The sequence below is a fragment of the Saccharopolyspora rosea genome, assembly GCF_025643595.1.
Classification (GTDB): Bacteria; Actinomycetota; Actinomycetes; order Mycobacteriales; family Pseudonocardiaceae; genus Saccharopolyspora; species Saccharopolyspora rosea.
The window spans coordinates 1,320,226-1,344,598 of the sequence record NZ_CP102826.1 but is presented as its reverse complement, the minus strand read 5'-3'; the positions used below and the strand labels follow the sequence as shown (position 1 = coordinate 1,344,598).

The following is a 24,373-nucleotide window of genomic DNA, read 5'->3' as shown; positions in this document are numbered from 1 at the left end:
GGCGCGCTCCATCGGGTTGCTTGATGACGGGGAGGAGCTCGCGGCATGACCTATGGGCGGGAAGGGACAGACGATTGGGAATTCGAGGACGCTGTCCTGTCGGAGTTCGAGGATCCCGTCTCGCTCAACGGCCCCGCGCGCGGAGACGACGTGCCCTCGGACGACGGAAACGGCGGAGCGGACGCGGATGACGCTCACCCGGTGCTTGTTCACGTCACGGAGTCCGGGATCGTCACGTCGGTTTCCCTTGCCCCGAACTGGAAGCGGTCGGTCGATCCCCGTGAGCTCGGCGCGACCGTAGTGGCGGCAGCGAACACCGCCGTCATGCAGGCGTTTGCCGATCAGGACGCTCGTGCTGACGCAACGGCTGACGCGAGCGCGCGACGGCCCTACGAAGGCGGCTGGCTCCCTGGCCGTAACGCCTGAGGAGATATCGGCGCGGACCTGCGTACCGCAGCAGACGAGTACGAGCGCGACGACGAACACGGGCTTCACGCAATTCAGAACGCATACCGAATGCAGGGGGATATCTACGGTGGCTGATCCGCTCGTCGGGCAGGTCAACGACAAACTGCGTCAGACCGAACAGAAAGTTCAGGAGTTCTTCAACACCGTAAACGATGTTCTGAGCTGGATTCCCGACGGGTTCGCTCAGCTCACCGAGGCTGTTCGGCAGGGCTTGAACGCGCTTGCCGAGAAAATCAAGGAATTCTGGAAGGGCATCCGCCTGATATGGGAGCAGCCAGGCGATTCCACCGCTCTCCGGGAAAAGAGCCAGAGGTGGGCGGACGCCGTTGCCAACCCAATCGGTGACATCGCTGGCCACATCGCTTTGAACAAGCTTGCCGCAAACGTTGAGTGGACCGGTCGCGCAGCAGAAGCTTACAAAGCCATGGTCCCCGCGCAAGCCGAAGGGCTGACGAACCTCAAGAACCTTGCCCTGCAGGCCCGCAACTCGCTGAACAATCTCGCGAACGCGCTCGATTCCTTCCGCATGGCCATGGTGGTTGCGCTGGGCGTGTTCGCCGTGGGTATCGTCAGTGCTATCGCCACTGCTTGCACCGTCGTCGGCACGGCCGCCGCCGTCGCCCTGCTGGCGACGACTGTTGGCGCATGCCTCACTGTGATAACGACCGCGGTCATGGCCATGAACTCCTACATGCAGACAATCCACACCGAGCAGACCGCCCTGGCGCAGAAGACCCACGATGTGGGCACCACCTGGTCGCGCTCGCCCTATGACCTTTCCGACGGCAGTGTCAGCGACGGTGATGGCACAGATTGGCGCCCCAACCAATGAATCCAGGTCCACCCCCGCTGCCGCATCATTACCACAGCCCGGTCCAGCACGAATTCATGGCACTGCCGCCCGGGCTGACGCGAAAGATCCGCTCCACCTCAACCTTGGTGGGGTCGTTGTCCATCCTCTTGAGTCTGGTACTCGGACTCCTGATCGCCACGGTCGGATACCAGCTTCCCACTTCGACCGCATCCACGACCATCATCGTCGTGGGAATGGGAGTCCTGTCAGCGTTCTTCTACCTCTTCTCCGGCATTGCACTGACGACCAGCCGTTCTTATCTGAAAACGGGACATCTGAACCTGACGTTCGCGCGGCAGGGTCGCCGACTGCTGGCAACATTTTGGTTCGGAACATTCCTCGTAACGCTGGTCTCGGTTTTCTTCTTCACTGGCGCGGTGCACGCGTCAAGCCACCTCGCGCATGGACGACAAGTCGATTACAGCAGTCTGTCGATCACGGGCTATCTGGTTCTGCTCGGATTGCCCTTCGTGCTGTCGGCCATCAATTTCTTCGTCGGCCGCCGACTCCTGCGCCCCGCCCCCGGACTCCTGCGGAATTACTCCGCAGACCAGCACCACACGCCTTTCCGCCCTGAGTAGCTGACGCCAAAGCAACGACCCTGGGAAGCAGGGGCGGGGCAGCGGGACGCTCTCGACGCCGGAACGCGGGCCGAGCGTGTACAAGGGCGGTTTGGCTGAGCCCAGCAGTAGTCGTGCCAGCCACACGGGTAGCTGCGGTTCAACCGCCCGCAGCAGCGCGTAGACAGCGCCCAGCACGACCGGGACGACCAGAGCGTTGCCGGCGTCGCCGAGGGGCCGGGGCATCCAATGCCATTGGACGGCAATCACCGAGCGGGAGGGCTACGTCTACGACGTGGCCGATCCTCGCCTCGGCGGAGACGTGCTGGCCAATGTCCTCCACCTCGCCGAAGCGCACGCCCAGTTGCAAGACACCGAACAGCGCGACGCGCAGCTGCGCCGGCGCCGGGGGCTTGGAGTCGTCGGAGGAAACGCAGCCCTGGCTGGTGCGATCGGAGTGGCCGGAGCGACCGCGCTCCGCAAAACGCGGCAGCACTCCGCGAGCACCGTGACCGGCTTGACCCTGGCCGTCACCGCGAGCATGGCCGGGATCGGCTCAACACCGCTGCAAGACGCCGAGCCGCCCTCGTACTGGGCCTCCCCTGCCCAGCAGCCGGAAGCGGCAGGGCCGGCGGAAGTCCCACCGCCTCGACCGCCCCGCGAGACGAGCGCGGAACCGCTGGAGCAGTCACCAGCGCGACCGGTGGTCGCGCACACGGCGGCCCATCCGACGACCGGCACGACCCAAAGACGAGAACACCCGGTCCTTCGACGTCGGCGGGATCGCCGAGCCTGCCGTGCTCCTCCAACCAGTCGGCGAACCGGCGCGCTGTCGACGAGTGGATCTCGATGGTGCTGGCGGACTTGTTCTCGCACTTCAGAGTCTTGCCGAAGTCGCGGATCAACAGGTCCCATGCTCACGCATGAGGCCAAAGTCATCGTCTCGCTGCGCGCTGCGCTAGCAGCATGATCGACGATACGACCCTGTTTTCGCAGGTCAGATGGGACGTGGTGGGCGCAGCAGGGTTCGAACCTGCGACCCCTTGCTTGTAAGGGAGATCGACGCCGTCGACACCGGCATCTACCTGCTAAAACAGCAACACAGAAGCTCTCTCTCGTGTTCGCGAGCCGCATGCGTTAACTGGATTTCGTGTCATCGGTGTGTCACGCGAAGAGTCCTACTACTTCCCCACCCTCGCAGGCAGCCGACGTCGACGAGGTCGGGGTCGGCCGATCTCGGCACGCCCGAATCACTACATTTCGTCACGCGACGCGCACTGTTGAGGATGTCCACGCTCGGTTGCCGCTCGCTCCAACACGACAGCCCTCGACTCGATCGTGAGCGTGGCTCCGTAGTCGGGGCAGATAGCGGCCATCTCGGTCAACGCAGCCGCCAGTCGCTCCGGTTCAGCGGGATCGAGCCAATGAGTCCACGCCTGGTCGACCGAGTCGAAGGTGGCGCAAGTGCTGCGGATCGCGTCGCGCTGCTTGTCGAACGATGGACGAGAACCCCGAGCAGCCCCGAAGTTAGACGGAGATGACCACTGAGATCAGGGTGCCTCGACGGGGGTCGAGACCCGGCCTGGTCCGGCGTACGCCCCCGGGCGACCACCTGCTTGGCCGTGGGCCGCCGTTCCGACCCGGCTGACATCCGCGCTGGTCGGGACTTCTCCCCGTGGCCACCTCGTTGGTCGTAGGTCTCCGTTCCGACTCGCCGTTGCGAGACGAGGAAGGCGAGATCGACGTGGCCACCTCGTTGGTCGTGGGCGGCCGTTCCGACCGCCTTCGACGTGGCTGGTGATGTACGTCCAGATGCCGTGGCCACCTCGTTGGTCGTGGGCGGCCGCTCCGACCGCGAGGGTCGGCAGGGCATCACTCACGATCGTTCGTGGCCACCTCGTTGGTCGTGGGCGGCCGTTCCGACGCGTGTCCCCGCGCGACGTAGGCCCGCCATGTGCTGGCTGCGTGGCCACCTCGTTGGTCGTGGGCGGCCGTTCCGACGAGTTCGTCGACCCAGTCGGAGCGGTCGACCTTGATTTCGTGGCCACCTCGTTGGTCGTGGGCGGCCGTTCCGACCTGGACGACGGCCAGGACCACAACCCCGACCAGCTGTTCGGGTGGCCACCTCGTTGGTCGTGGGCGGCCGTTCCGACCAGCCGAGTCGGCGAGCACCGCGCGAAGCTCGTCTTGATCATGTGGCCACCTCGTTGGTCGTGGGCGGCCGTTCCGACGGCTCTTCACGCGTAGGCTTGTGACCAGCGCTCATGGAGATCACCGCGAGCGTCCTCCAAGCGCGATCGACACCACCGGGCCAAGTCGATCAAACAATGCCGTTTCCGCAGCGCACAGCACTTCGAGCGCCCGTGGGAAGACCTGCTGGAACCGCGGTGCTCGCATAGCCTGCACGGCGTATGAGGTGTCAGCACCGCCAACCATCCCCGCATCACATCAGCAGAGCCTGGCTGGCGTCATCGAAGACATCGCCACCGGTGCTGAAAACGACGCTCGCCGCAACGAACGCACCAAGATCATAGAGGATGATTTCACAGCACGGTAGGTCCGGTGGCGGGCCACGGGCGGTGTCGCCCGAGGACCTCGAACCGGTTAGGCGTGGCAGGGTCACCGAGGTCGACGATGAGGATGTAGTCCTCACCTTGATCGATGATCTCGCACAGATCGTGGCGCAAGTCGGCGAGGTCGGCCCGCGAGAGATCGCACAGGAACACCGAGTACTGCGCTCGGTCGCCATAGGATTCCATCTTCGCGGCGACCCGGCGCAGCCTTCGGTCGTCGCTGATGTCGTAGGCCACGAGATAGCGGCGGCGGTGCAACGGCGATCACCGTGTGGTGAGCGGAGTGTAGTGCGGGATCTTGTCGAGCAGGTACGCGGCGAGTAGGCGTGCTTGGAGTTCCAGCGCCCGCCGATAGCTGAGCTTGTACCCGAAGACGGGGTGAGTAGCTTCGGTGGCGAGTCGTTGCTCATAGGCGTTGATGACGGTCCGCCGCCCAGTACGGGTGAGAGCCACTGCCGTGGGGTGGACGTCGAACATCGCAGCGTCGGCTTGCTGCTTGTTGACAAGCGTCAGCGCGATCGAGTCCGCGATCAGCGGGCGGAACTCCTCGGCCAGGTCCAGCGCGAGGGCGGGTCGCCCGTACCGGGGCTGGTGGTAAAGGCCAACGTACGGGTCGAAGCCGAGTGCGTAGCAGGCGATCGTGACATCTTTGATCAGCAACGCGTAGAGGTACGACAGCAGGCAGCTCACCGGATCCCGTGGAGGGCGGCGCGTACGTCCGGTCTGGTCAAATTTCGGTCCAGGTAGCCGGTGGTCCGATCGGAAAGCTTGCGGCAATGCATTGAAGTAGGTGCGGGCTGCGGCGCCTTCGATGCCGAGCAGCGAGTCGAGTGTGCCCGCGTGGTTGGCCTGCTCCACGCCGGCACCAAGCCGCTGGGCAACAGCATGGTCCAAGTCGCGGGTATTGCGACGCAGCAGCGTGCGGCAGTTGCGGACCTTGCCGGCGACAATCTGCCGCCCTACATGTAGCGCCACAGCTTGGGACGCGGTGTACTGGCGCCGCCGGAGTTCGACGTGCTTGCCGGCGCCGGGGGTCGTCACCGCGGTCAACCACCCGCCCGTCGACAGCCACACAACCATCGCCCCTTCCTGCGCGAGGGCGTGCACGGCCTGGGTGCTGAGTTGGACCGGGCCGGCAATGACCAAGTGGAGAACATCGCGCAGCCGTACGGAGGCGAGCTGCTCGTCGTCCCGTGTGACCACCAGGCGACCTCTTCTCACCGCGATGTTAGCGCCGGGTTCGGTCACGTAGAGCGGGTGCTGGTCCGGGTCGCGGGCGAGGAGTCGTCGCGGCGGTTCGGTGTCCCTGCCAGCCAGCCCGTTGATCTCATCCGGTGCGCAAACGTGCAGCAACGCGCACCGCGGGCATTGGGTGCTGTGCACCAGTGGTGGCGGGGCGTCTAGCTGGTTTTCGACCTGGCGAGCTCCGTCGAGTTGTGCGCGGATTTCGGCGTCAGCCTCTTCGTCCCAAGCCACCTCGACTCGTCGGCGGGATCCCGCGTACCAGATGGCTCCCCGGTCGCACCGATAGCCATTCTCCCGCAGCAACAGGATCTGCAGCAGCAGCTGGGCACGTTCGGCTGGCCAGGGCCGCCCGTCTCTGCGTGGCGTACCGCGCCGGTACTCGACCGGGTAGGCGCTACCGGCTTCACCTTCGACGAGGTCGCACACCGCGGAGACGCCGAGTTGCTCCGAAGCCAACGACATCGAACGCGTCTGCCAACCGAGCTCGGCTGCCTCACCCGGCCCCGGCTCGGCGCCGCTGCCGCGGTCAGTGGTGCGGTGGACGTGGCGCCCGAGCCGGGTCTCCTCGGACTCTCTCCAGTATCCCTGCACGCGTTCGAGGTGGAACAGCCGTGGGCAGTAGACATACTTGCTCACGGCTCGCGCGGGAAGCGACGGTGGGTCGGTTTCCATGATGTCGTCCCTGGTGTGTGGGCAGGTGCAGTGCCCACACACCAGACTGAGCGACGTATCTCCCTCAGGCAAGCTACGGAGTCACTCCTCGACGACCCTCTACACTGCTCGGTCGGGCGGACTGGTGCGTTTTGACACGTTCTGCAGTTGCCGCAGACCGATGTTTGCCGCCGCGTTGATGTCCGCGTTCGGCAGAGGTACTGACGCCCTTTCCGCGAACCGCACTCCCTGCTCGGGTGGCCACTCCGCGGCGAAGTATTCCCCGCCCGGGCGCGGGACGAGCACGAAGCCGCGCTCAGGAAGTCCTTCGAGCAGGGGCTCAGTCGCCAACACGGCATGGTCGATCGGGCGGACCTCCTTACGGCGAACACGGGTCCGTGCGGCGTTGACCGCAGAGGTCCACCACGTCGGGGCCTGTTGACGGAACCGGTGGGTGGGCATCTTCTCAACTCGCACGCCTGGCTCGTTGGTGATCGCGGAGAGCTGCGAGGTACGTCGCGGGTTCTCGGCCCGACAGCCGAAACCGTGCAGGGTGGCGATCTCCTCCAGGTGCTTCGTAATCGACTGGTGCGCCCACAGGCGCAGCTTCGCGTTCTCGTCGCGAGCGCGGTGCAGTGACGTGCGGTACGCGTCGAGATTCTCGTAGGCGATGCTGTGGCACCCGTTCGCGGCAGCGGTCTCGACGATCGCCGAGGCAACCTGCTTGCTGAGCTGGTCCCGCACCTGGTCACGCTTTTCGGTCAGCCGGCCCAGGATCTCCGGCCCGCGCACCGCCGTAAACGTCCCGTCCGGCTGCTGCTCCACCTCGATGTCGCCTTCGGCGGGACGGTGCGGGCGACGTCGCATGTGCCAGGAGCGCTTGACCTTGTAGAGCTCATCGAGCAGCTGCAGCCGACGAGGAGTCAGGCCGATTACCGCGCCCGGGTGCTCGTAGTCTCCGTCCTTCGCGCGCTTGCTGGCACCAGGCATCCCGATCGCCTTGGCCAGTTTCGGGGGCACCACGCCACCGGACAGCACCACGCGAGCGAGCCGGAGCGGAACGCGGAGACGCTCGTCCTCCTCATCCCAAACCACGTGCATCCGCGCCGCGAGCTCACCACGCAACTTGGGTTCGGCCCGCAGCCGGTCGACGTAGTTGCGCATGTCCGCCACCCCAGGTCGCGGCAGATGCGGCGCCTGCCCGCGGTGGGAACGCCATTCCACCAGCTCCCCAGCTGGTTCCCGCGGCAGCTCCGGAAGGACGTGCGATCGCCACAGCCGCGCCAGCGCCGAGCGCGGCTCCTGGGCCGCCGCCTTCCACCACCCAGTCACGAGGCGGAGCAGTCGCTCCGAATCCGTCTCGTGCTCTACAGAGATCGTGAGACCGGCAAGCTGCCCGTGCCGAGCGACAGCCCGCTTCAAGCTGCGCAGGTAATCGAATGCCAGGTGGCTCATTCGGTAGTCGTCGTTGATCGATTGCGACGAGTTCAACCGTGCCCCGGCGTATTTGAGCGCCCGCGCGGAAAGCATCCAGTCCCGCTGTGTCGGCTGCGGGGAGGTGCGCTTCGGTGCCGACTCCACGCCACGCCCGGAGCGTTTCCGCCCATCGGCGAGATCGAGCAGGCCCGCGGCTTCGAGCCGTGCCCAGTGGCCTTCCTGGTGGCCGTCGAGCTTGCGGTAGACGAGCCGATGATCCTGGAACGGACCTGCATCGTCTGGGGTGTGGCAGGTCAGGTAACTAGCCGCTTCCGTGATCGTCTGTCCGGAGCTAGCGGCGACGTTGGCGACCTCCCCAGCGTCCACGACTTCCCATACCGCCCACCCCGCAAGGGTGCGAAGTCCGAGGTCCACGCCTAGAACGCGGTGCCCCAGGGGCGCCTGCCCCCTTTTCGGAGCGCGCCACGGGGTGCCGTCTTCGGTGGGTGACGTGGGCTCCAACTTGGTCGCCAAGGTGACCGACCACTTCCCTGGAATGCCTCGGAGCCCGCTGCGCCGATGACGGGTGCGGTCGAACTTCAGCTGCAGTGTTGGTGTCGCCGCACTGTTCCGCTCCGCGACGCGCAGCACATCCTGCGTACGCACGCTCACCCGCCGGCTGATCCCATCGACCCGCGGTACAGGAGTGCCCTCGTTCGCCGAAGTCGCTACCCCGTGCCGAGCCAGCGCATCCTGGTGCGCCCGCACCTGCTCGACGAAGTACGTGCTGGTGATTCGCGCCGCGGTGTCACGCCAAGCGTTCCCGTTCCACAACGAGAGTCGGACCAGAAACCCGGTCGCATCGACGATCGCACGATCGCGAGTAGCCTTCTCCAACTTATACGCTTGATAGTTGCTGGTCCCGCAGTCAAACAACGACCAGTGTGGAGCGTGAATGGGGTCCGGGTGACTCAGCTGCGGCAGACGAAGTTCTGCCCACCGCTCTCGGGACTTGACGAGCTTGGTGTACCGCTGCAGGCGCTTCACCGCCTGGTCCGCGGACACATCGCGCCACACCGCTGCGCCGCCATCAGCCAGCCAGTCGAAGAACACGGGGTCGCCGAAATCCCGATCCTTGTGGCTCTGCACCAAGCCGACGGCTTCGCGTCGAGACTCCGGATCCGGACGCACGGCAAACTCCGTGAAAACGTCCTTCGCACTGCCAATCGTCCTGGCAGTGGGCCGCATCAGCCTTTCCGCACCGGTTTCCTCACCGCGCTGCTGGCACCAGTCGTCGAGAAGCCGAACCAGATCCGATCCCAGCGCGTCTTCCAGACTGGTGCACTCGGCGGCGAGCGCGTGGCGCGTCGCGAGCTGACGCACCGTCCACGACGTGTTCGAGACGAGCCGACTCACCCCACCGTTGATGATCTCCTTCCAAACTCGATTCCTCCCCTCAAAGAGCAGACCGGTCTCGCTGGTGACGCGTTCCCGCAGTGCTTCGCTCCACGGCGGCGTTGCTCGCCTGGCCACGGCACCTTGCTTCGTCGCCTCCTGCGTTGCCACCGCGACAAGGTCACGAACCTCCTCCGTCTCCACGGGAGACGTTCGATTCCCAAGGTCCGCCAGGCGGCGATAGAGGCGGGAGCGCGCTCCACCAGCGCGTCCGGTCTCCCCTCCCGTGTGCACTTGGTGCAACACCGAGTGGAGGTCACCCTCTACTCCGAGCGCGTCCGCCAGTGCCGTCACCAGCTCAGACACAGCGATCGCCGACTCCGGGACAGGAACCGACGCAACCGCCCGCGCAGCGCGGGCCTTGCCCTCGCGATCCGACGTCTCACTGGTCCCGAAACGATTCGACACCCAGCTGGAGATCAGCCCATTCAGCGAAGGCGACGGTAGTTCCTGAACGTCGTCCGCTGCGCTCTTCGCGTCGTCAACCGTCCGCTCGGCCGCTGTCTTTTCCGCAGGCACCAGAACCTTGGACACGATGTCGCCCCAAGGTCGCCCAAGCGTGAGCTCAACGGTGTCGCTCAAAGCGTCCCGCGGTGCCACACCCCAATCCGCGCACCACCGTCGAAGCTGTCCGCGCCGGTTGACCCGCACGGCCCCGTCCCGCGTGGCCATCGTGAGCGTCGGTTCTGCATCTGCCACCCAGGAATCCTGCTCACTGCGGCTGAGCCCGCACATGGCCAGTTCCTCTCGGAACCCTTCGAGGGTCTTTTCCGGCTCGATAGGGTCCAGCAACAAGCCACCGTCCGGGGCCGCGTACTCGACCGGGAACCACAACGCCGCCATGAGCTGCCGCTGCAGACGCACCGCCCCCAGCTCCGGATCGATAAGTTCGGGACCAACACCGGCCCGCAGCGCAGTGAACACATCGCTCACGATGCCCTTCGCCCTACACGTGGCCTCGTGATGCGACCACAACAGTTTGGGGTCGACACCAACCAGCGTGGCGGTATAGGTACGCGTTACCGGGCTCACAATCACCTCCGTAGGATGCAACTCTGAGCAACCAGGAGATCACGCTCCCCTGACAACGCGGGCAACTCCGGTTGAATCCATCCAGAAGCTGACATGGGCGCTGCCATCCTCTATGATCTTGGTGCGTTCGTTGCGGCGAGCGTCGTTTTCAGCACCGGTGGCGATGTCTTCGATGACGCCAGCCAGGCTCTGCTGATGTGATGCGGGGATGGTTGGCGGTGCTGACACCTCATACGCCGTGCAGGCTATGCGAGCACCGCGGTTCCAGCAGGTCTTCCCACGGGCGCTCGAAGTGCTGTGCGCTGCGGAAACGGCATTGTTTGATCGACTTGGCCCGGTGGTGTCGATCGCGCTTGGAGGACGCTCGCGGTGATCTCCATGAGCGCTGGTCACAAGCCTACGCGTGAAGAGCCGTCGGAACGGCCGCCCACGACCAACGAGGTGGCCACGCCGCATTCCTGGCGACCTGGGCGGGCGGCGTCACCCGTCGGAACGGCCGCCCACGACCAACGAGGTGGCCACGTCGACGAACTGCGACCCGAGGAATGCCCCGGATGCCGGGGTCGGAACGGCCGCCCACGACCAACGAGGTGGCCACCAGAGCTACATCGACGACCTGCTGGCCGAGGCCCTGAATGTCGGAACGGCCGCCCACGACCAACGAGGTGGCCACGAGCACCACAGCGACCACTCCCACATCTAGATCAGCCAGGTCGGAACGGCCGCCCACGACCAACGAGGTGGCCACGAGGATCTGCGGGGACCACAGGGGGCGGTACGTTCCGGCTGTCGGAACGGCCGCCCACGACCAACGAGGTGGCCACTCCAGGTGCATCTCCTGGGCCGCGACTTTGAGACCGCGGGTCGGAACGGCCGCCCACGACCAACGAGGTGGCCACGACGAGGCCGCGTACACCCCGGACGGGCTGTACACGGCGTCGGAACGGCCGCCCACGACCAACGAGGTGGCCACAGGGGTTCCGGGAGCGGTTCCGGGCCGCGTGGGAACGTCGGAACGGCCGCCCACGACCAACGAGGTGGCCACAGGGGTTCCGGGAGCGGTTCCGGGCCGCGTGGGAACGTCGGAACGGCCGCCCACGACCAACGAGGTGGCCACGATCGAGACCGCGACCACGGTGTACGTGCCGACCGTCGGAACGGCCGCCCACGACCAACGAGGTGGCCACTGCACCATCAGACTGACCAGGCTCAACGCCAGTGCGGTCGGAACGGCCGCCCACGACCAACGAGGTGGCCACACCTTGAACAAGGTCGCGTCCCGATAAGCCGCCAATGCCGTCGGAACGGCCGCCCACGACCAACGAGGTGGCCACGAGCAAGCTGTTCGTCTGGTCGGATGCGTTCTTCGGTGAGCGGTCGGAACGGCCGCCCACGACCAACGAGGTGGCCACTCGTCGGAAACCGGAGGGCTCAGCACCGAGGCGCACGCGGTCGGAACGGCCGCCCACGACCAACGAGGTGGCCACTCGGCGGTGATGATCTCGCGTTCGGCGACACCGGCCAGGTCGGAACGGCGGTCTACGACCACGAGGTGGTCACGACTCCCATCGGGAAACCCGCCCACACGCACCGCTCGCGTCGGAACGGCGGCTTACGGCCAACGAGGTGGCCACCTGTCCGGACGACGCCAGCGCTGTCGAGACTAGCTTCGTCTGATCGGGTGAGCTCAAGATGTTTGGGCACCTTGCAAGTCGTCGCCGGGTAGTGTCCGGGCCCGGCTACGCAGAGGAGGTTGTATGTCGCCGGGCGCTTTTGGCGCTGACGACGTTGATGTTGCACCCGCGGTTATCGACGCGGAGCACTTCGGTAGTCCGCATGAGGATGACCAGGAGTTTGAGGCCGAGGACGAGCTGCCGCTCGACGATATGGCCGTGTTGATCCCGACCGCTGATGTGGTCGACGAAGGCAGCGGACAGGCACATGTGCAGCTGCGGCAGACCGGGAGCGGTGCGCTCGCGCTTCCCGTGTACACCAGCCAGGAGTCCTTCGTGGACTGCTGTGGTGAGAACCAGCCATGGGTGGCCGTGCGCGTTAGGAATGTGCAGGAGATTGCCGCTCAGGCGGGTGCTGATGTCGTTGTACGAGATGCGGCCCTGCCGTCCGAACCGGTCGATCCGAGGAGGTACTGATCGTGTCCGGCCTGAATGCGGACCCCGCCGATCTCGACCGCTTGGCCCGCACTCTCACCGACTCGTTGACCAAGCTGAAGCAGGTAGCGGGCGAACCAGCGAGTGACATCGATGCGGGGGAATCCACGCCAGCCGTGGCCAAGGCGATGGCTACCTTCTACGAGACGCTGTCGAAGATGGCGGCCGACACCGAACAAGCCGCGACCGAGGTCCACAACAGCGGCGGCGTGTACACCCGCACCGACGAGCAAGCGGCAGCCGATCTTCCGCCCCTGCCGCTGCCGACTGACGGTACATCGGGAGGCCGCTGATGGACGCCCCGATCAACACCGTCGTTCTCGGTACACCGGAATCGTGCCGTGCCACTGCTGCCGAACTCGGCAAGCTCGAAGACGGCTCGCACGACGTCGGGACAGGCCTGTTCCGCGTGCGCAGCGAGTCGGAAAGCTGCTGGGAAGGCAAAGCCGGCGATGCGTTCCGAGAAGCGATGAACACCCGCGGCAAGGCCGGTAACGACCTGGGAGAAGCCGCCAGCCGCGCCAAGAAGGCACTGGAGCATTTCGCCGGTGAGCTGCAGACCGTGCAGAAGAAGATCAACGATGCTCGCAACACTGCCGCTGAGCATGGCCTGACGGTCACCGCGACCACCATCGAACCTCCTGGACCGCCGCCTGCGGAACCGCGGCTCCCCAGCGGACCGCCGACACTCGACGACCGGCCCCTGGGCGATTTCAAAGCCGCGAGCGACGCCAAGCACGCCTACGACCGCAAGGTCGCTGGCTACAACGAAGCGAAGGCCGCGGTCGAAGAAGCCCGTCGGCAGGAGAAGACGGCGCACGAGGCATTGACCAAGGCCATGAACTACGAGGTCGGTTTCCTCGAGTACATGAAGAACGGCGCTGTGTGGACCTTGGTCGGCATCAACCAGGGGCTGCTCACCACGCCGCAGGCCAGCGCCGACAAGTTCACCGAGAAGGCCAAGACGTTCAACGCCAAAGCCACCAACGCGGCCTTGGCAACTTACGACCCAGCCCTGACGCCGGAACAGCAGGCTGCCAAAGCAGCCGAACACGACAGGTACCGGACCAAAGCCGCCTGGGCCGAAGAACAAGCGGGCAAGTCCCAAACCGTGGCGGACCGGCTCGGTCGGCGCATCGGTGTCGGAGCCGAAGAAGCCGGTTTCCTCGGGAAATCGGTCAAGGGCGTGCCCCTGATTGGTACTGCCATCGCCGCCGGAGTTCAGGCCGATGCAGTGATCACCGACGGCAAGCCGATCGGGAAAGCGGCGGCGAATCTGGCTGGCGGGACCCTCGGCGGCATTGCCGGTGCTGCTGCGGTCGGCGGTCTCGTTGGTGGGCCGGTCGGCGTGCTCGTCGGTGTCGGCGTTGGCGCTATCGCCTCCGGTATTGGTAGTTGGGGCGGTGAAAAGCTCTACGACCTCACTACCGAAGGCGGGAACTGATGAGTGTTCGGCGGATCGTCCCATGGGCCGTCTGGGCGGTGCTGACCGCGGCCGCGACCGTCTGGCTGCTGGTTGGGAATTTCCACAGCGAGTTCGGCGCGGTCGTCACGATCGTCGTGGCCGCCTCGGTGGCATACGGCCCAGCCCGCGCGATCGCGTTGTGGCGCCGCAGCCGGGCCGACAAGGTGACACCACGCATCGTCCCGCTGCGGATCTGCCTCGTGATCACAGGCCTGATCACGTTCGGGCCACTCATCGCCGCGATGGCCGGATGGGTCGGCATCCTGCCAGCAATGGGCTGTTTCCTCGGTGGCGTCGTTCTGATGTCGATCGCCATCGCCCTGTTCTCCGATGGTTACCAAGGACTCTGGCTCGACGCCCTGATCTTCCACGGCGCCCTTGCCCCGCCCGAGGAGGACTGGGTTACCAAGAAGCGGTGATGTCCCCGCGACCTGGTATCGGCTCCGGTGTGCACGCGGAGCCGGAACTTGCTGGTCACTGTCGGGCCGGGTGAGCCCTGTTCCAGTGTGGGCGGGCGAAAACGGACCCACTCCCTGACGAGTAGGGAGTGATCAGCATGCAGGACTGGGCAGAGATTGGCGGCGGCGGAGGTCCTGCCGACCGGGGCGACGAACAGCGAAAAGCCTGCTATGGCTGGTAACGACATCACAAACCAGCTACCACCACGACCGGACCCGCAGACGGGAGAGCCCAGACCACCATCCGCACCCACCGAGCACGCCGAGGGCTACAACGAACGAACACCCTCCCGCATCCCCGCGCCACCCGACGGGCAGAGCCCAGTTCTGGAGTACTACCGCGAGTCGCGGCTGGCTGCATGGTTGACGGCGCCAGTACCGGTGGTCGTCATCCTCATCGCCCTCGTCGTGCACAGCGGTTTTCACGCGCTGAGCTGCTGGCCGATCTGGCTTGTGCTCGCCGCGTACCTCGCTTTTCTCGTCTACGCGTCCCGTTCCGAGGTCCTCACCGCCGGGGCCGACTGGATGAAGTTCCGCAGGCGTTGGGTACCGACCTACGAACTCACCAGCATCCAACTGGTACCCCGCGGGGCGAACGGCCACGAACTGATACTCGAAGACAGCCACGGACGCGCGGTCGGCATCACGCCCTACCTGCTGCAAGCCAACCGTCGACTCTGGGACCTGGTCTACCTCGGCATGCGGTACTCAGCCGCCAACGGCGCCACGATCGACCGCACAGCGCGAGGCGCATTCCCCGAGGTCGCCGCGGCAAGCCTGCGGGGAACGCGGTCCGCTGACCAAGTAGCGGAGAGTGACAAGCTGTGAAGAAAATCGAGGCCTTGGGGTGTCGGTGGGGCCGGGCCGTACCTTCAGATCTTCGATGCGTCAGTTGGTCATGCGGTGATCACGGAGAGCTCTCTGTCAGAGGGGCGGGCCACACTCCCCACCATGAACAACGGGTGTATTTCGATCATGGCGAAGGGTGTGCGTCAGCCGGATGAGGAGACGTGGGAACGACAGCGATCTTTGCTGGAGAGGTCTGGTGCGACCTACTGCGGTGAGACACGGGCGTGGTGGTTGGACGTCGATCCGGCCGACGGTCAGCGTGCAGCCGCTTCGCTAGCGCACCTGTTCGATGCGGCACGCAAGTACGGAGCCACGGTGCGCGTCTTGGACCCGATCACGGAGATGCCTGCGGCCGCCCCGGACCCATCGCCGACCAATCGTTCATGACGGACGGGAAGATCGGAGCGAGCCGTCGGTGCTCTGCCATCAGACGCCTTGTTCGCCGCAAGCGCGAGAGGCTCCCGCAACCCTGGCGCGGTTGCGGGAGCCGTCCACGGCGGGGCATCACGTAGTGGTGCCGTAGCCATCGAGCTGCTCGGGGCTGGCGACCTCGACACGGTCTCCAGGAATTCCGGCTGCAATGAGCATCCGGCGGTCAGCTTCGGACTTCACCAATGCCACTGTTCGAGGGCCGATCGCCGCGGCCGGATGGCGCTGCTGATCAAGGAAGCGGCGTGCGTCCCGGATGATCCACACAGTCTTGGAGTGCTTGCGGGCCACACTCGGCGCGCAGTTCTTCATCTCAGCCCACTTGGGGTCGGAATGCGGCGCAGTGGGCAACGAGCACGCTGGGCTTCGAGAGGGACGACCGTGGCGTGGCGCCCGACGTCGCTGCTCTTGGCGCCAAGCCCGATATTTCTCGACCTCCCGATCCAGCTCGTGGGCTTGCTCAGCAGCGGCCGGCGTCGACAGCAGCCAGAAGTGGCCGCGTTTGGGCGGCTCGTAGGGGACCTTGACCACGACCAGGCGCCCAGAAGCGACCTCCTCGGCGAATGCGTCGATCCCCAGGGACGCAGCGCGGGACACGAAGCTGAGATGACGGCCGGGGCAGTGCTTGCCCGGCATCCGACCGCGCCAGCAAGTGGGCTGGTCATCACAGTCCCGCTCGACGGGTAGATGCAGACCGCGGACCACGCGCAGCGGGATGTCCTCGATTGCGTATCCGCGCTCCGGAGCGTCGGTGGCGCGTTGGATGCCGACGCAGGGCACTTGACGATTCCATGGCTCCTCATCGCGGGCGGTCATCCAGATGACGCTGCGCAAGCCGTCGTTGAGAGCATTCAGGGTCCGGCGAATAGCATTCAGCTCGATCATGGCGCTGACCTGGATCTCGGCGGCGTGCATTTGACCCGACGGAACCTGAAATTGCAGGGCAGAACGATAACCGGATCCGGAAACCTCCTTGTTCACTGGTGTGCACCCAGCTCGCCGGAACGCTGCCATGACCCGTGCCTTCAAGATCTTGTGCTCGATTCCTTCCGGTGCGGTCTGCGGGTGCTCGTGGTCGCGCTCGCCAGACAAGTGCGACCAGAATCGAGTTACTTCCCCGTCGGGCCTGCGTCGTTGCTTGGCGATCAGCTGGTGCCCCTTTTCGCATCGAACGGTCTTGCGAGTCTCGTAGAACCGGGGCCAATGCAGCTCTGGATTGTCAGGCCAACCGCAGTCCTCGACTCCTGCATCCAGCAGTCGACCGGTGTGCTCGTCGAATGCATACGTCGCCACGCCCACTCCCTCTCCGAACGCCGGTGACTCGAGTATGCAGAAAGGCTCTGACGCGTGGAAAAGCCACAAGGGGCGCCGAGGGGACTCCAATGGACGACTGTGAACTCCAGTGGACGAGTACGGACGACAATGACAAACAACGACAACCGTGGAAAGTGATACATGTCACCACCTGTTTTCATCCAGGTGGAGCAGTCAATCTCTTCAGAATCACCGTAAAAGACGAGTATTGAACTGCGTCTCCGCAGCCTTCAGGCGCCGGGAGGCTCGACTGCGCTCCCCTGGTCTTCCACTACAGGTAGCGGACTGGGTTCCATGACCTCGTGATCTCCACGAAGCGTGCAAGGTGCCAGCCCCAACGATCAGTCCTGCTGCGCCATCAGCCGTTTCGGCTGTACTTCACCGGACAGGCGCTGTCGACGTTCGGGGACAGTCTGGTGCCGTTGACGATCGCGTTCGCGGCGCTGCAGGTCGGAGGTGCGGGCGCGTTGGGCCTGGTGCTGGCGGCGAACCGGGTGCCGATCGCGGTGTTGGTGCTGTTCGGTGGCGCGCTCGGCGATCGGTGGGACCGGCGGGTGGTGATGGTCGGTGCGGACGTGCTGCGCTGCGGCACGCAGGCCATCTCGGGGCTGTTGCTGGTGTCGGGGCAGGCCGAGCTGTGGCACCTGGTGGTGTTGCAGGCGTTGGCCGGGGCAGGCACTGCGGTGTTCACGCCTGCGGCGGCCGGGTTGGTGCCGGAGCTGGTGCCGCGCAGCGCGTTGCAGCAGGCCAATGCGCTGCTCGGGTTGGCGACGAACACGAACAAGGTCGTCTCGATCAGCGTGGCCGGGGTGTTGGTCGCTGCGGCGGGGCCTGGGGTGGCGTTGTTGGTGGATGCGGCGACGTTCGCCACCTCGGCTTGCTCGCTGCTGATGCTGCGTCTGCCTGTCCAGGCGCGGGAAACGGGCCGTAGAAGCCTGTGGAGCGAGGTTCGCTCCGGTGCCCGACTCGTGGCCGCCACGCCGTGGTTGCGGGCGATGTTGGCCTACTCAGCGCTGTTGCAGGCACTGGTGATCGGGCCGCACATGGTGGCGGGGCCGCTGCTGGCGGCGCAGCTCTTCGGCGGCGCCGGGGCGTGGGCGACGATCGGGGTGGTGCAGGCGGTCGGGTCGATCCTCGGCGGCGCGGTGGCGTTGCGGTGGCGACCTCGGCAGCCTTTGGTCGCGGCGTTGGGGGTCGGGGTGTTGATGGTGCCCTACCTGCTGCTGTTCGCCGCGGGCGCACCGCTGTGGCTGGTGGCCGCGGCGGCGGTCGCGGTGGGAGCGCAGGGCGCGTTGTTCCTGGCGGTGCAGGCGACGCTGATCCAGCGGTGGATGCCCGACGACGCGGTGTCGCGGGCCGCGGCCTGGTCGCAGCTCGGGAATCTGGTGCTGTTGCCCGCGTCGCTGGCGGTCGCGGGGCCAGTGGTGGCCGAGGTCGGCGGCCAGGCGGTGCTGCTGGTCGGGGCGGCGTGGCTGGTGGTCTCGACGTTCGTGGCCGTTGCTTCCGCCGTCCGGCATGGGCCCCGGAACGAGGAAGCCCCTCCCGCGGCGGAGGCGGGAGGGGCTGCTGCCAGCTGATCTACTCCTTGTTCTCGATCACTTCGGCCAATCGCTCGATGGCAGAAGCGATGGCGAGCAGGGCGTAGACGGTGGCCGTCTCGTTGTCACCCTTCATGGACTCCGAGTGTGCGACGTCCGCGTGAGCGTCGGCACTGATCATCGCCCCAGTGCTCCCCTCTTCTTGCTTCGTACAGGGTTTTCCAGGAATCGACCGGATCGATGCGTTCGCTGTACGCGGCTTCCGCGACGAGGCGCAGGAGCCGCCGGATCGAGGTCAACATCACGTGTGCCGAATCGGTAGATCCCGCAGGGTGACGTTCTCGCCCTGGCGGCGGAGGTAGGCCACGGAGTAGCGGGCCGCGCGGCGCTTGATGGTGCCGTTGCGGTAGGTCGCGAGGGCCGCGTGGAAGCCCTCGGCGATGTAGGTCATGCCGTGGTTCCAGATGTCCGGGTGGTTGCTGTTGAGCTGGTCGGCGGTGTAGTTGCGCTTGATGTTGGGCACCACGGCGACGCGGGCCTCGTCGAGGGCACGGATGCCGTCGAGCATCTCGGTGTAGGAGTCCGCGCCGAGGACGTAGTCGGTCTCGACGATGTCGAAGCCGACACGGCGGGCACGCCGGTACTTCTCGACGTGCTGGTCGAAGGTGATCGAGCCCTTCTTCTTGCCCCACTGGCGGATTCGTTCGGCGTCGTTGAAGCACTCGACGGTGCCGATGAAGCCGAGGCAACCCGCTTCGCGGAGCTGTTCCATCGCGGCGGCGCTGTCGATGGCGTAGGTGAAGGGGAAGAACGCGGCGTTGGTGAACCCGTGCCGCCGGTATTCGGCGATGAGCCGGAGCATCATCGACAGCTCACGTTCCTCGTCGGGTTGGCAGCCGGTGGTGATGTTCACCGAGACCAGCTCGGCGCGATCCCAACCACGGTGGTCGAAGTCGGCGGCGAGCTGTTCGACGTGGCGGGTGATGTAGTCCTTCGGCGGCGGGGTGAAGCTCTTGACCGCGCCCCGGGAGCAGCCGAGGCAGCCGCCCGCGCAGGTCGAGTACGGCGAGATGATGGCCGCGGTCGGCAACTCTTCGAACCGCGGGGAGACGCGGCTGTAGTAGTGGTTGCTGGCACCGAAGATCTGGGCGTGGACCAGCACGTCGGCGAGGGTTTCGCCGGTGCTGCGCAGCGCCAGTCGGCCGCCGCGTCCCGTGGTGCGGGTGAACGTGATCGGCGAGGCCGCGCGGTAGTCCGGGATGCAGATGGTCTGGTAGTTCGACTTCCTGCTCTCCGGGTCGGTGTAGACGAGCGTGTAGGTGCGGTCGTTCAGCGGCTCGTCGGTGTCGCAGCCGACGAAGCCGATCAGCAGCGAGAGCAGCTGAGTGCGGGAGAGGTGGGTGTCGGGGTGCTGCTCGTGGCTGTCGTCGATCGGGGCGAAGTCGGCGATGTAGTCGCGGGCGTCGGCGACGAAGCGGTCGAGCCGTTCGCGGATGCCCGAGGACGCCGAGGGCTCACCGGTCGGTCGGCTGGCGAGATCGATGAGCGGTAACGGCTTGCGCAGAGACAATGAGGGCTCCACTTCCTTGCTAGGTGGTGGAACCCGGCCGGGGCGGGGATCTGTGGTAGGTGAGCCGCCTCGGCCGGGCCTTCTGACTGGTCCGAGCGGACCCGGCACGCCACCTGCGCGAAGCAGGTGACGCACCGCCGTCCGACCGGCGCTGCCGTCAGGCGAAGTGCAGGAGTACGAGGCCGCCCGCGGCGAGCAGGCTGGTGAGCTCGATCCCACGCTCGATGGGTGACCCGGTGGAGAAGCGCAGCCGGGCCGGGAGGACGCCGAGGCGCCGCCAGCGCTGTCCCCGGCAGCCGGGCCGGGAACATCCGCGGTCGCAGCGGAGCCGGAACGGCCACGCGAACGGGATTCCGCTGTTGGTGAGGCCGTCGCCGATGCTGTGCACGACCATGCCGAGCGCGACGAGCACCCCGAGCCGCGGGCCGAGGGCGTCCTGGGCGCCGAGGCTGACGAGCGCCGCGATGGCGCCCAGGGCGTAGGAGGCCGGCCCGGTGCGCCAGTGGAGCCGGAGCGCGGTGCGCAGGCTGTTCGGCAACGACCAGCGCAGACTCCGCAGCGCGGCGGTGAGCATCAGCCACACGACGGCCAGGCCGATCCACTCCGACACCGCGCTGCCCACCGCGACCAGGACGCCGAGCAGCACCGCGAACGCCGGGGTGTGGATGAGTCCCCGGTGTTCTCCGTCGCCGTCCGGGTCGTGCGGCGTGCGGGTCGCCGCGAACGCGCGTCGGGCGACCCACTGCAGGACCTCGGCGAGGGTGCGGGTGACGAGCCCGGCGGAGCGGGTCACGGTGCTCTCGTCGTGGTCGATGTCCGGGAGCAGGGCGGCGCCCGCGGTGACGAAGCCCCCGACGGCGAAAGCGATCGGGCCGGCCGGAGCCCCGGTCAGCGCCGCCTCCACGCCCGTGGCGGCGACTCCGACGAGCAGGCCGGTCGCGGCGTGGCTGCCGTTCATCATGCGACCGCCCTCCTCCGCCGACCGGTGGCGATCTGCGACACCGTGGACTGGTGGATGCCGAACTCGCGGGCGAGTTCGGTCTGCGTCGGCGGGTTCGGCGCGGCCAGGCGGGCGCGGATCTCGCCGACCTGGTCGTCGGTGAGGATCCGCCACGGGCGACCGGCGCGGTCGATGTTCTCGCCGGGCCGCCGCAACGGCGGGTTGGCCGCCCGGCGTCGGGCTCGGTACGCACGAGCGCGTTCGGCGTCGGTCTGGCGCGCCATCACGCCACCACCTCCCGACGCCGCACCGAGCGCCGCGCGTCCGGGACCGGCAACCGGTGGTGTGCGCTGCGGCGCGCCTTGTCCCGGTACATCGCCTTGTCCGCGGTTTCGAGCAGCGCGTCCAGCCGCGCCGGTCGTCCGTCGGTGACGGCGGCGCCGATGCTGGCGCTGACGCGGAGTACCTGGCCCTCGACGGTCATCGGCGTAGCGATGCTCCGTGCGATGTCGCGGCGCAGGCGCTCGACCTCGCGATCGTCAGTGGCGTCGCTGATCCAGAAGGCGAACTCGTCGCCGGAGAGCCGCACGGCGAGGCGACCGCAACGCTGATGCGCTCGAAGCCGTCGCGCCACCTCGACGAGCACCGCGTCGCCGCAGCGGTGGCCGAACGTGTCGTTGATGGGCTTGAATCCGTCGAGGTCCAGCAGCAGCACCGCGACGCGACGCCGACGGCACCGGGCGACGGCCTCGTGCAGGGCGAGCCGGTTTCCGAGTCCGGTCAGCTGATCCGTGCGCAGGCGACGGCGCAGGTGGGCGGCGTAGGCGCTGGCACCAGCCGCGGCGATGGCGAAGCCGAGAGTGACGATCACCGGCGATCACCACCCTGGATCTCGACGTGGACGTCGAGGTACCGGCGGCCGACGCGGGAGTCGCGCCGGTTCGGGTAGAAGGAGCTGGGCTCCCCGACCCGGTAGTGCGCCTCGCCGGCCGCCTTCTCCAGCAGCAGGGACGAACGCGGTGACCAACCTGCCGGGCCTGGACGACCGGAAGATGGACAACCTGATCGCGCTGCGTGCGGCGTGCCAGGTCACCGGACCGCCGGCCGACGCCGCGACGGTCAAGCCCTACATCGACGAGTTCACGCGCTGGCTCGACGACGCCAACAGCACCGCGGACCGGTTGGTGCGGCGGTACGTCCTGCTGACGATCACGGAGAACCGTTCGGCGCTGGGCACGTCCGAGCGCGAGTCCTCCGACGTCGCCCGGCTGGCCGGTGAGCTGTACCGCAAGGTCTGCTAGCACGCCGAGTCGCCTCCCCCAGTGCGATCGGCGAGGACGCGGCGGACCTGGCCGAGGCTCAGGCCGGTCACGTGCATCAGGGAGATCGGATCGGGGTGCGTTCCCGCGTTGATCGCCTCCTGCACGAGCTCGGCTCCTCCGCTGCGAACGTGGCAGCCTGGAACAGCGCTTCGCTCGCGTGGCTCGTCGACTTCGACTCCGCACCCGCTCGGTCGGCCAGCGGCGGAAGAATCGGCCACGCGGATATCGAACGCGTCCGGACGACGACTGACTTCTTCGCGCGCCTCGACAACCAGTACGGAGGCGGTCATGCTCGTCGTTCGCTTGTCCAGTTCCTCCGGAGCGACCTCGCGATCCTCCTCCGCGGAAACTACAGCGACGAGACGGCGGCTTCGTTGTTCTCGGTCGGCGCAGAAGCGACGTTGCTGGCTGCCTGGATGTCCTACGACGCCGGCTTGAACGGGCTCGCGCAGCGCTACTTCATCCAAGCGCTACGACTTGCTTGCGAAGGCGATGACCGGCTCCTCGCAGGCAGCATCCTCGATGCGATGAGCCACCATGCGACGACGTTCCTCGGCAAGTTCCGGGAGGCCGCAAACCTCGCCCGCGCAGCCAGGATGGGCACGTCCTCAGTGGCCACTCCGACCCTGTCCTCAGTGGCCACTCCGACCCTGACCGCTCTCTTCTACGCTATGGAAGCCCGCGCGCACGCCCGCCTCGGCGACGCGAGCGCATGTGATGCCGCGATGTCGGCGGCGGTGAGGGAGTTCGAGCGCCGCAAACCCGGGGAAGGGCCGGACTTCCTGGACTACTTCGACGATGCCGAGCTCGGACACTGCAACCGGGACCTGGGCCGAGCTACGCACGCGACGACGTATGCCACGCAGTCCCTTGGTGAAGCCAACGGCGAGTACCTGCGCAGCGGCTTCTTCGCCACGATGGTCCTCGCCGATGCGTACCTCGACCAGGGCGAGGGCGAACAGGCATGCCAGGCGGCGTTGCGCGCGCTCGAACTTGGTGAGCAGCTCAAGTCTGCACGCTGTGCGGCCTACGTCGACGAGTTCCGCGCACGGCTCGACAGGCTGGGCAACAGCCGAGTCGCCCGCGACTTCCGTGAAAGGGCCGCCGAGATCCCGCTATGGCGTGGTGACAACCTGGCTCAGTAGGGCGACCACGACCGCCGACTGTCACCGTTGCGAAGCGTCGCGAGGCGTTTCCGCACCTCGTCCGCACTGCGCTGATCATCGACTGCCTTCTGGCTCAGCCAGAACGTCATCAACGTCTCACGGATGTCGGCAAGCGCTGGGGACCCCGCCCAGTCGAGCAGGTCGTACCCGTCGACCTCGACGAACGAGCGGTACTCCTCCTCCGTGTGCCAACCGAACCGCTCGTAGTACATCGCGGTCTGCACCAAGTCCCACTCCCGCGGGCCGCACGCGAACCCGTCCAGGTCGATGAGAACGGGATCCCCAGAAGCGGAGAGGATGGCGTTCCCGACGCTCGCGTCACCGTGCACGGGCCCAGCCGAGAGCTCGAATTCGAGGCTCGCCCAAGCCACCCGCGCCTGCTCGACCCGCTCGTTGAAGTAGGCGAACTCGTTCGGATCCAAGCCTGCCTTGGCGGCGCGAAGCCGCGTCTCGACGCGGACGAACGGATCAAGGCTCGGCAGTTTCGGGGAGGTCGGCGCGTCGAGCTGATGCAGCCACCGAAGCAGCCGTGCCACCTGGTCTAGTGGCGCGACTCCTCCTTGTCCGACACCGACCTCCAGAACGTCACCACCCGCCCATCAACGACCACCGGCTGCTCAACATCGAGCGCCCGCGTAGCCGGGTACGCCTCCTCCGCGAGCCATCGCGCCACCGCAACCTCGCGCCTGGCCTCGGGTAGGTAACTCTCGGTCCGCGCAATCCGCGCGATCACCGGCTCCCGAAGCCGGAACACAGCGTTCTCACCGATCCTGATGAGGTCAGCGCCTGAGCCGTCAAGACCGACTTCGCTGCACGCGGTGTACAGGTAGCCCAAGGCCATCTCGCGGGTCAACGGGTTCGGGGCTTCGTCCCGGCTCGACGTCATGCCATTGACCGTATC

22 protein-coding genes and 2 CRISPR repeat arrays are annotated in these 24,373 nt (G+C 66.8%); of the genes, 11 read left to right on the top strand and 11 right to left on the bottom strand.

Annotated elements, in window-relative coordinates; all coding sequences use genetic code 11:
* Nucleotides 1-45 precede the first annotated feature (45 nt).
* From NV263_RS06650 to NV263_RS06640, 3 genes are all read left to right on the top strand, one after another.
* Nucleotides 46-426 carry a hypothetical protein gene (locus tag NV263_RS06650; protein ID WP_263251679.1) on the top strand — a complete coding sequence of 127 codons (381 nt, stop codon included), beginning with the start codon at nt 46-48 and terminating at the stop codon, nt 424-426.
* Between the two features lie 109 nt (nt 427-535).
* Complete coding sequence (locus NV263_RS06645; RefSeq protein WP_263251678.1) at nt 536-1,300, top strand: hypothetical protein; 765 nt, start codon at nt 536-538, stop codon at nt 1,298-1,300.
* A gap of 56 nt (nt 1,301-1,356) precedes the next feature.
* Nucleotides 1,357-1,902, top strand: coding sequence for a hypothetical protein (locus NV263_RS06640; RefSeq protein WP_263251677.1), 546 nt, complete (start codon nt 1,357-1,359; stop codon nt 1,900-1,902).
* A 1,583-nt stretch (nt 1,903-3,485) separates the two neighbouring features.
* A CRISPR array of direct repeats spans nt 3,486-4,112; the repeat unit is 36 nt; unit sequence GTGGCCACCTCGTTGGTCGTGGGCGGCCGTTCCGAC.
* Between the two features lie 312 nt (nt 4,113-4,424).
* Here NV263_RS06640 and cas2 read toward each other — a convergent pair.
* The 3 genes from cas2 to cas12b form a co-directional block, all read right to left on the bottom strand.
* Nucleotides 4,425-4,691 (bottom strand): CRISPR-associated endonuclease Cas2, encoded by a 267-nt coding sequence (gene cas2, locus NV263_RS06635; RefSeq protein WP_263251676.1) that lies wholly within the window; start codon nt 4,689-4,691, stop codon nt 4,425-4,427.
* A gap of 27 nt (nt 4,692-4,718) precedes the next feature.
* A complete protein-coding gene (gene cas4g/cas1g / locus NV263_RS06630) occupies nt 4,719-6,371 on the bottom strand; it encodes a CRISPR-associated endonuclease Cas4g/Cas1g (RefSeq protein WP_450104038.1) in 1,653 nt (550 codons plus the stop codon).
* Between the two features lie 99 nt (nt 6,372-6,470).
* A complete protein-coding gene (gene cas12b, locus NV263_RS06625) occupies nt 6,471-10,259 on the bottom strand; it encodes a type V CRISPR-associated protein Cas12b (protein WP_263251674.1) in 3,789 nt (1,262 codons plus the stop codon).
* Between the two features lie 407 nt (nt 10,260-10,666).
* A CRISPR array of direct repeats spans nt 10,667-11,740; the repeat unit is 36 nt; unit sequence GTCGGAACGGCCGCCCACGACCAACGAGGTGGCCAC.
* 270 nt (nt 11,741-12,010) lie between these two features.
* On the opposite strand from cas12b, the gene NV263_RS06620 reads away from it, so the two are divergent.
* The 5 genes from NV263_RS06620 to NV263_RS06600 all read left to right on the top strand — a co-directional run bounded on the left by NV263_RS06620 (nt 12,011) and on the right by NV263_RS06600 (nt 15,172).
* Entirely contained in the window at nt 12,011-12,403 is a 393-nt protein-coding gene (locus NV263_RS06620; protein WP_263251673.1) for an SAV_915 family protein, read from the top strand.
* A gap of 2 nt (nt 12,404-12,405) precedes the next feature.
* Complete coding sequence (locus NV263_RS06615) at nt 12,406-12,714, top strand: hypothetical protein (protein WP_263251672.1); 309 nt, start codon at nt 12,406-12,408, stop codon at nt 12,712-12,714.
* Complete coding sequence (locus tag NV263_RS06610; RefSeq protein ID WP_263251671.1) at nt 12,714-13,865, top strand: WXG100 family type VII secretion target; 1,152 nt, start codon at nt 12,714-12,716, stop codon at nt 13,863-13,865. The genes NV263_RS06615 and NV263_RS06610 overlap by 1 nt, the downstream gene beginning before the upstream one ends.
* A complete protein-coding gene (locus NV263_RS06605; protein WP_263251670.1) occupies nt 13,865-14,305 on the top strand; it encodes a hypothetical protein in 441 nt (146 codons plus the stop codon). The genes NV263_RS06610 and NV263_RS06605 overlap by 1 nt, the downstream gene beginning before the upstream one ends.
* Nucleotides 14,306-14,725: 420 nt before the next feature.
* Complete coding sequence (locus NV263_RS06600) at nt 14,726-15,172, top strand: hypothetical protein (RefSeq protein ID WP_263251669.1); 447 nt, start codon at nt 14,726-14,728, stop codon at nt 15,170-15,172.
* A gap of 525 nt (nt 15,173-15,697) precedes the next feature.
* Here NV263_RS06600 and NV263_RS06595 read toward each other — a convergent pair.
* Nucleotides 15,698-16,915 carry a hypothetical protein gene (locus tag NV263_RS06595; RefSeq protein WP_263251668.1) on the bottom strand — a complete coding sequence of 406 codons (1,218 nt, stop codon included), beginning with the start codon at nt 16,913-16,915 and terminating at the stop codon, nt 15,698-15,700.
* A gap of 323 nt (nt 16,916-17,238) precedes the next feature.
* On the opposite strand from NV263_RS06595, the gene NV263_RS06590 reads away from it, so the two are divergent.
* Nucleotides 17,239-18,513 (top strand): MFS transporter, encoded by a 1,275-nt coding sequence (locus NV263_RS06590; RefSeq protein WP_263251667.1) that lies wholly within the window; start codon nt 17,239-17,241, stop codon nt 18,511-18,513.
* A 262-nt stretch (nt 18,514-18,775) separates the two neighbouring features.
* Here the strand turns inward: NV263_RS06590 and NV263_RS06585 are convergent, their stop codons facing one another.
* From NV263_RS06585 to NV263_RS06570, 4 genes are all read right to left on the bottom strand, one after another.
* Nucleotides 18,776-20,044 carry a radical SAM protein gene (locus NV263_RS06585; protein WP_263251666.1) on the bottom strand — a complete coding sequence of 423 codons (1,269 nt, stop codon included), beginning with the start codon at nt 20,042-20,044 and terminating at the stop codon, nt 18,776-18,778.
* 157 nt (nt 20,045-20,201) lie between these two features.
* Nucleotides 20,202-21,005: a metal-dependent hydrolase gene (locus tag NV263_RS06580; protein WP_263251665.1), complete on the bottom strand. Its 804-nt coding sequence runs from the start codon at nt 21,003-21,005 to the stop codon at nt 20,202-20,204.
* On the bottom strand, nt 21,002-21,268 hold the full coding sequence (locus NV263_RS06575) for a helix-turn-helix domain-containing protein (RefSeq protein WP_263251664.1): 267 nt from the start codon (nt 21,266-21,268) through the stop codon (nt 21,002-21,004). The genes NV263_RS06580 and NV263_RS06575 overlap by 4 nt, the downstream gene beginning before the upstream one ends.
* A complete protein-coding gene (locus NV263_RS06570) occupies nt 21,268-21,855 on the bottom strand; it encodes a GGDEF domain-containing protein (RefSeq protein WP_263251663.1) in 588 nt (195 codons plus the stop codon). The genes NV263_RS06575 and NV263_RS06570 overlap by 1 nt, the downstream gene beginning before the upstream one ends.
* A 148-nt stretch (nt 21,856-22,003) precedes the next feature.
* Between NV263_RS06570 and NV263_RS06565 the strand changes: the two genes are divergently transcribed.
* Nucleotides 22,004-22,285, top strand: a complete 282-nt coding sequence (locus NV263_RS06565) for a hypothetical protein (protein WP_263251662.1) — start codon at nt 22,004-22,006, stop codon at nt 22,283-22,285.
* Here the strand turns inward: NV263_RS06565 and NV263_RS06560 are convergent.
* Complete coding sequence (locus tag NV263_RS06560; RefSeq protein WP_263251661.1) at nt 22,282-22,410, bottom strand: hypothetical protein; 129 nt, start codon at nt 22,408-22,410, stop codon at nt 22,282-22,284. The genes NV263_RS06565 and NV263_RS06560 overlap by 4 nt on opposite strands.
* 24 nt (nt 22,411-22,434) lie before the next feature.
* Between NV263_RS06560 and NV263_RS06555 the strand changes: the two genes are divergently transcribed.
* Nucleotides 22,435-23,451, top strand: a complete 1,017-nt coding sequence (locus tag NV263_RS06555) for a hypothetical protein (protein ID WP_263251660.1) — start codon at nt 22,435-22,437, stop codon at nt 23,449-23,451.
* Here the strand turns inward: NV263_RS06555 and NV263_RS06550 are convergent.
* Nucleotides 23,445-24,008: a phosphotransferase family protein gene (locus NV263_RS06550; protein ID WP_263251659.1), complete on the bottom strand. Its 564-nt coding sequence runs from the start codon at nt 24,006-24,008 to the stop codon at nt 23,445-23,447. The genes NV263_RS06555 and NV263_RS06550 overlap by 7 nt on opposite strands.
* 5 nt (nt 24,009-24,013) lie before the next feature.
* Nucleotides 24,014-24,358, bottom strand: a complete 345-nt coding sequence (locus NV263_RS06545; RefSeq protein WP_263251658.1) for a hypothetical protein — start codon at nt 24,356-24,358, stop codon at nt 24,014-24,016.
* Nucleotides 24,359-24,373: the final 15 nt, after the last annotated feature.

What these genes read in the sequence shown, in the direction of transcription:
- NV263_RS06650 (WP_263251679.1), top strand. Translation starts at nt 46, where the DNA reads ATGACCTATGGGCGGGAAGGGACAGACGATTGGGAATTCGAGGACGCT.
- NV263_RS06640 (WP_263251677.1), top strand. Translation starts at nt 1,357, where the DNA reads ATGGCACTGCCGCCCGGGCTGACGCGAAAGATCCGCTCCACCTCAACC.
- cas4g/cas1g (WP_450104038.1), bottom strand. Translation starts at nt 6,371, where the DNA reads ATGGAAACCGACCCACCGTCGCTTCCCGCGCGAGCCGTGAGCAAGTAT.
- NV263_RS06620 (WP_263251673.1), top strand. Translation starts at nt 12,011, where the DNA reads ATGTCGCCGGGCGCTTTTGGCGCTGACGACGTTGATGTTGCACCCGCG.
- NV263_RS06610 (WP_263251671.1), top strand. Translation starts at nt 12,714, where the DNA reads ATGGACGCCCCGATCAACACCGTCGTTCTCGGTACACCGGAATCGTGC.
- NV263_RS06605 (WP_263251670.1), top strand. Translation starts at nt 13,865, where the DNA reads ATGAGTGTTCGGCGGATCGTCCCATGGGCCGTCTGGGCGGTGCTGACC.
- NV263_RS06580 (WP_263251665.1), bottom strand. Translation starts at nt 21,005, where the DNA reads ATGATGAACGGCAGCCACGCCGCGACCGGCCTGCTCGTCGGAGTCGCC.
- NV263_RS06575 (WP_263251664.1), bottom strand. Translation starts at nt 21,268, where the DNA reads ATGGCGCGCCAGACCGACGCCGAACGCGCTCGTGCGTACCGAGCCCGA.
- NV263_RS06545 (WP_263251658.1), bottom strand. Translation starts at nt 24,358, where the DNA reads ATGACGTCGAGCCGGGACGAAGCCCCGAACCCGTTGACCCGCGAGATG.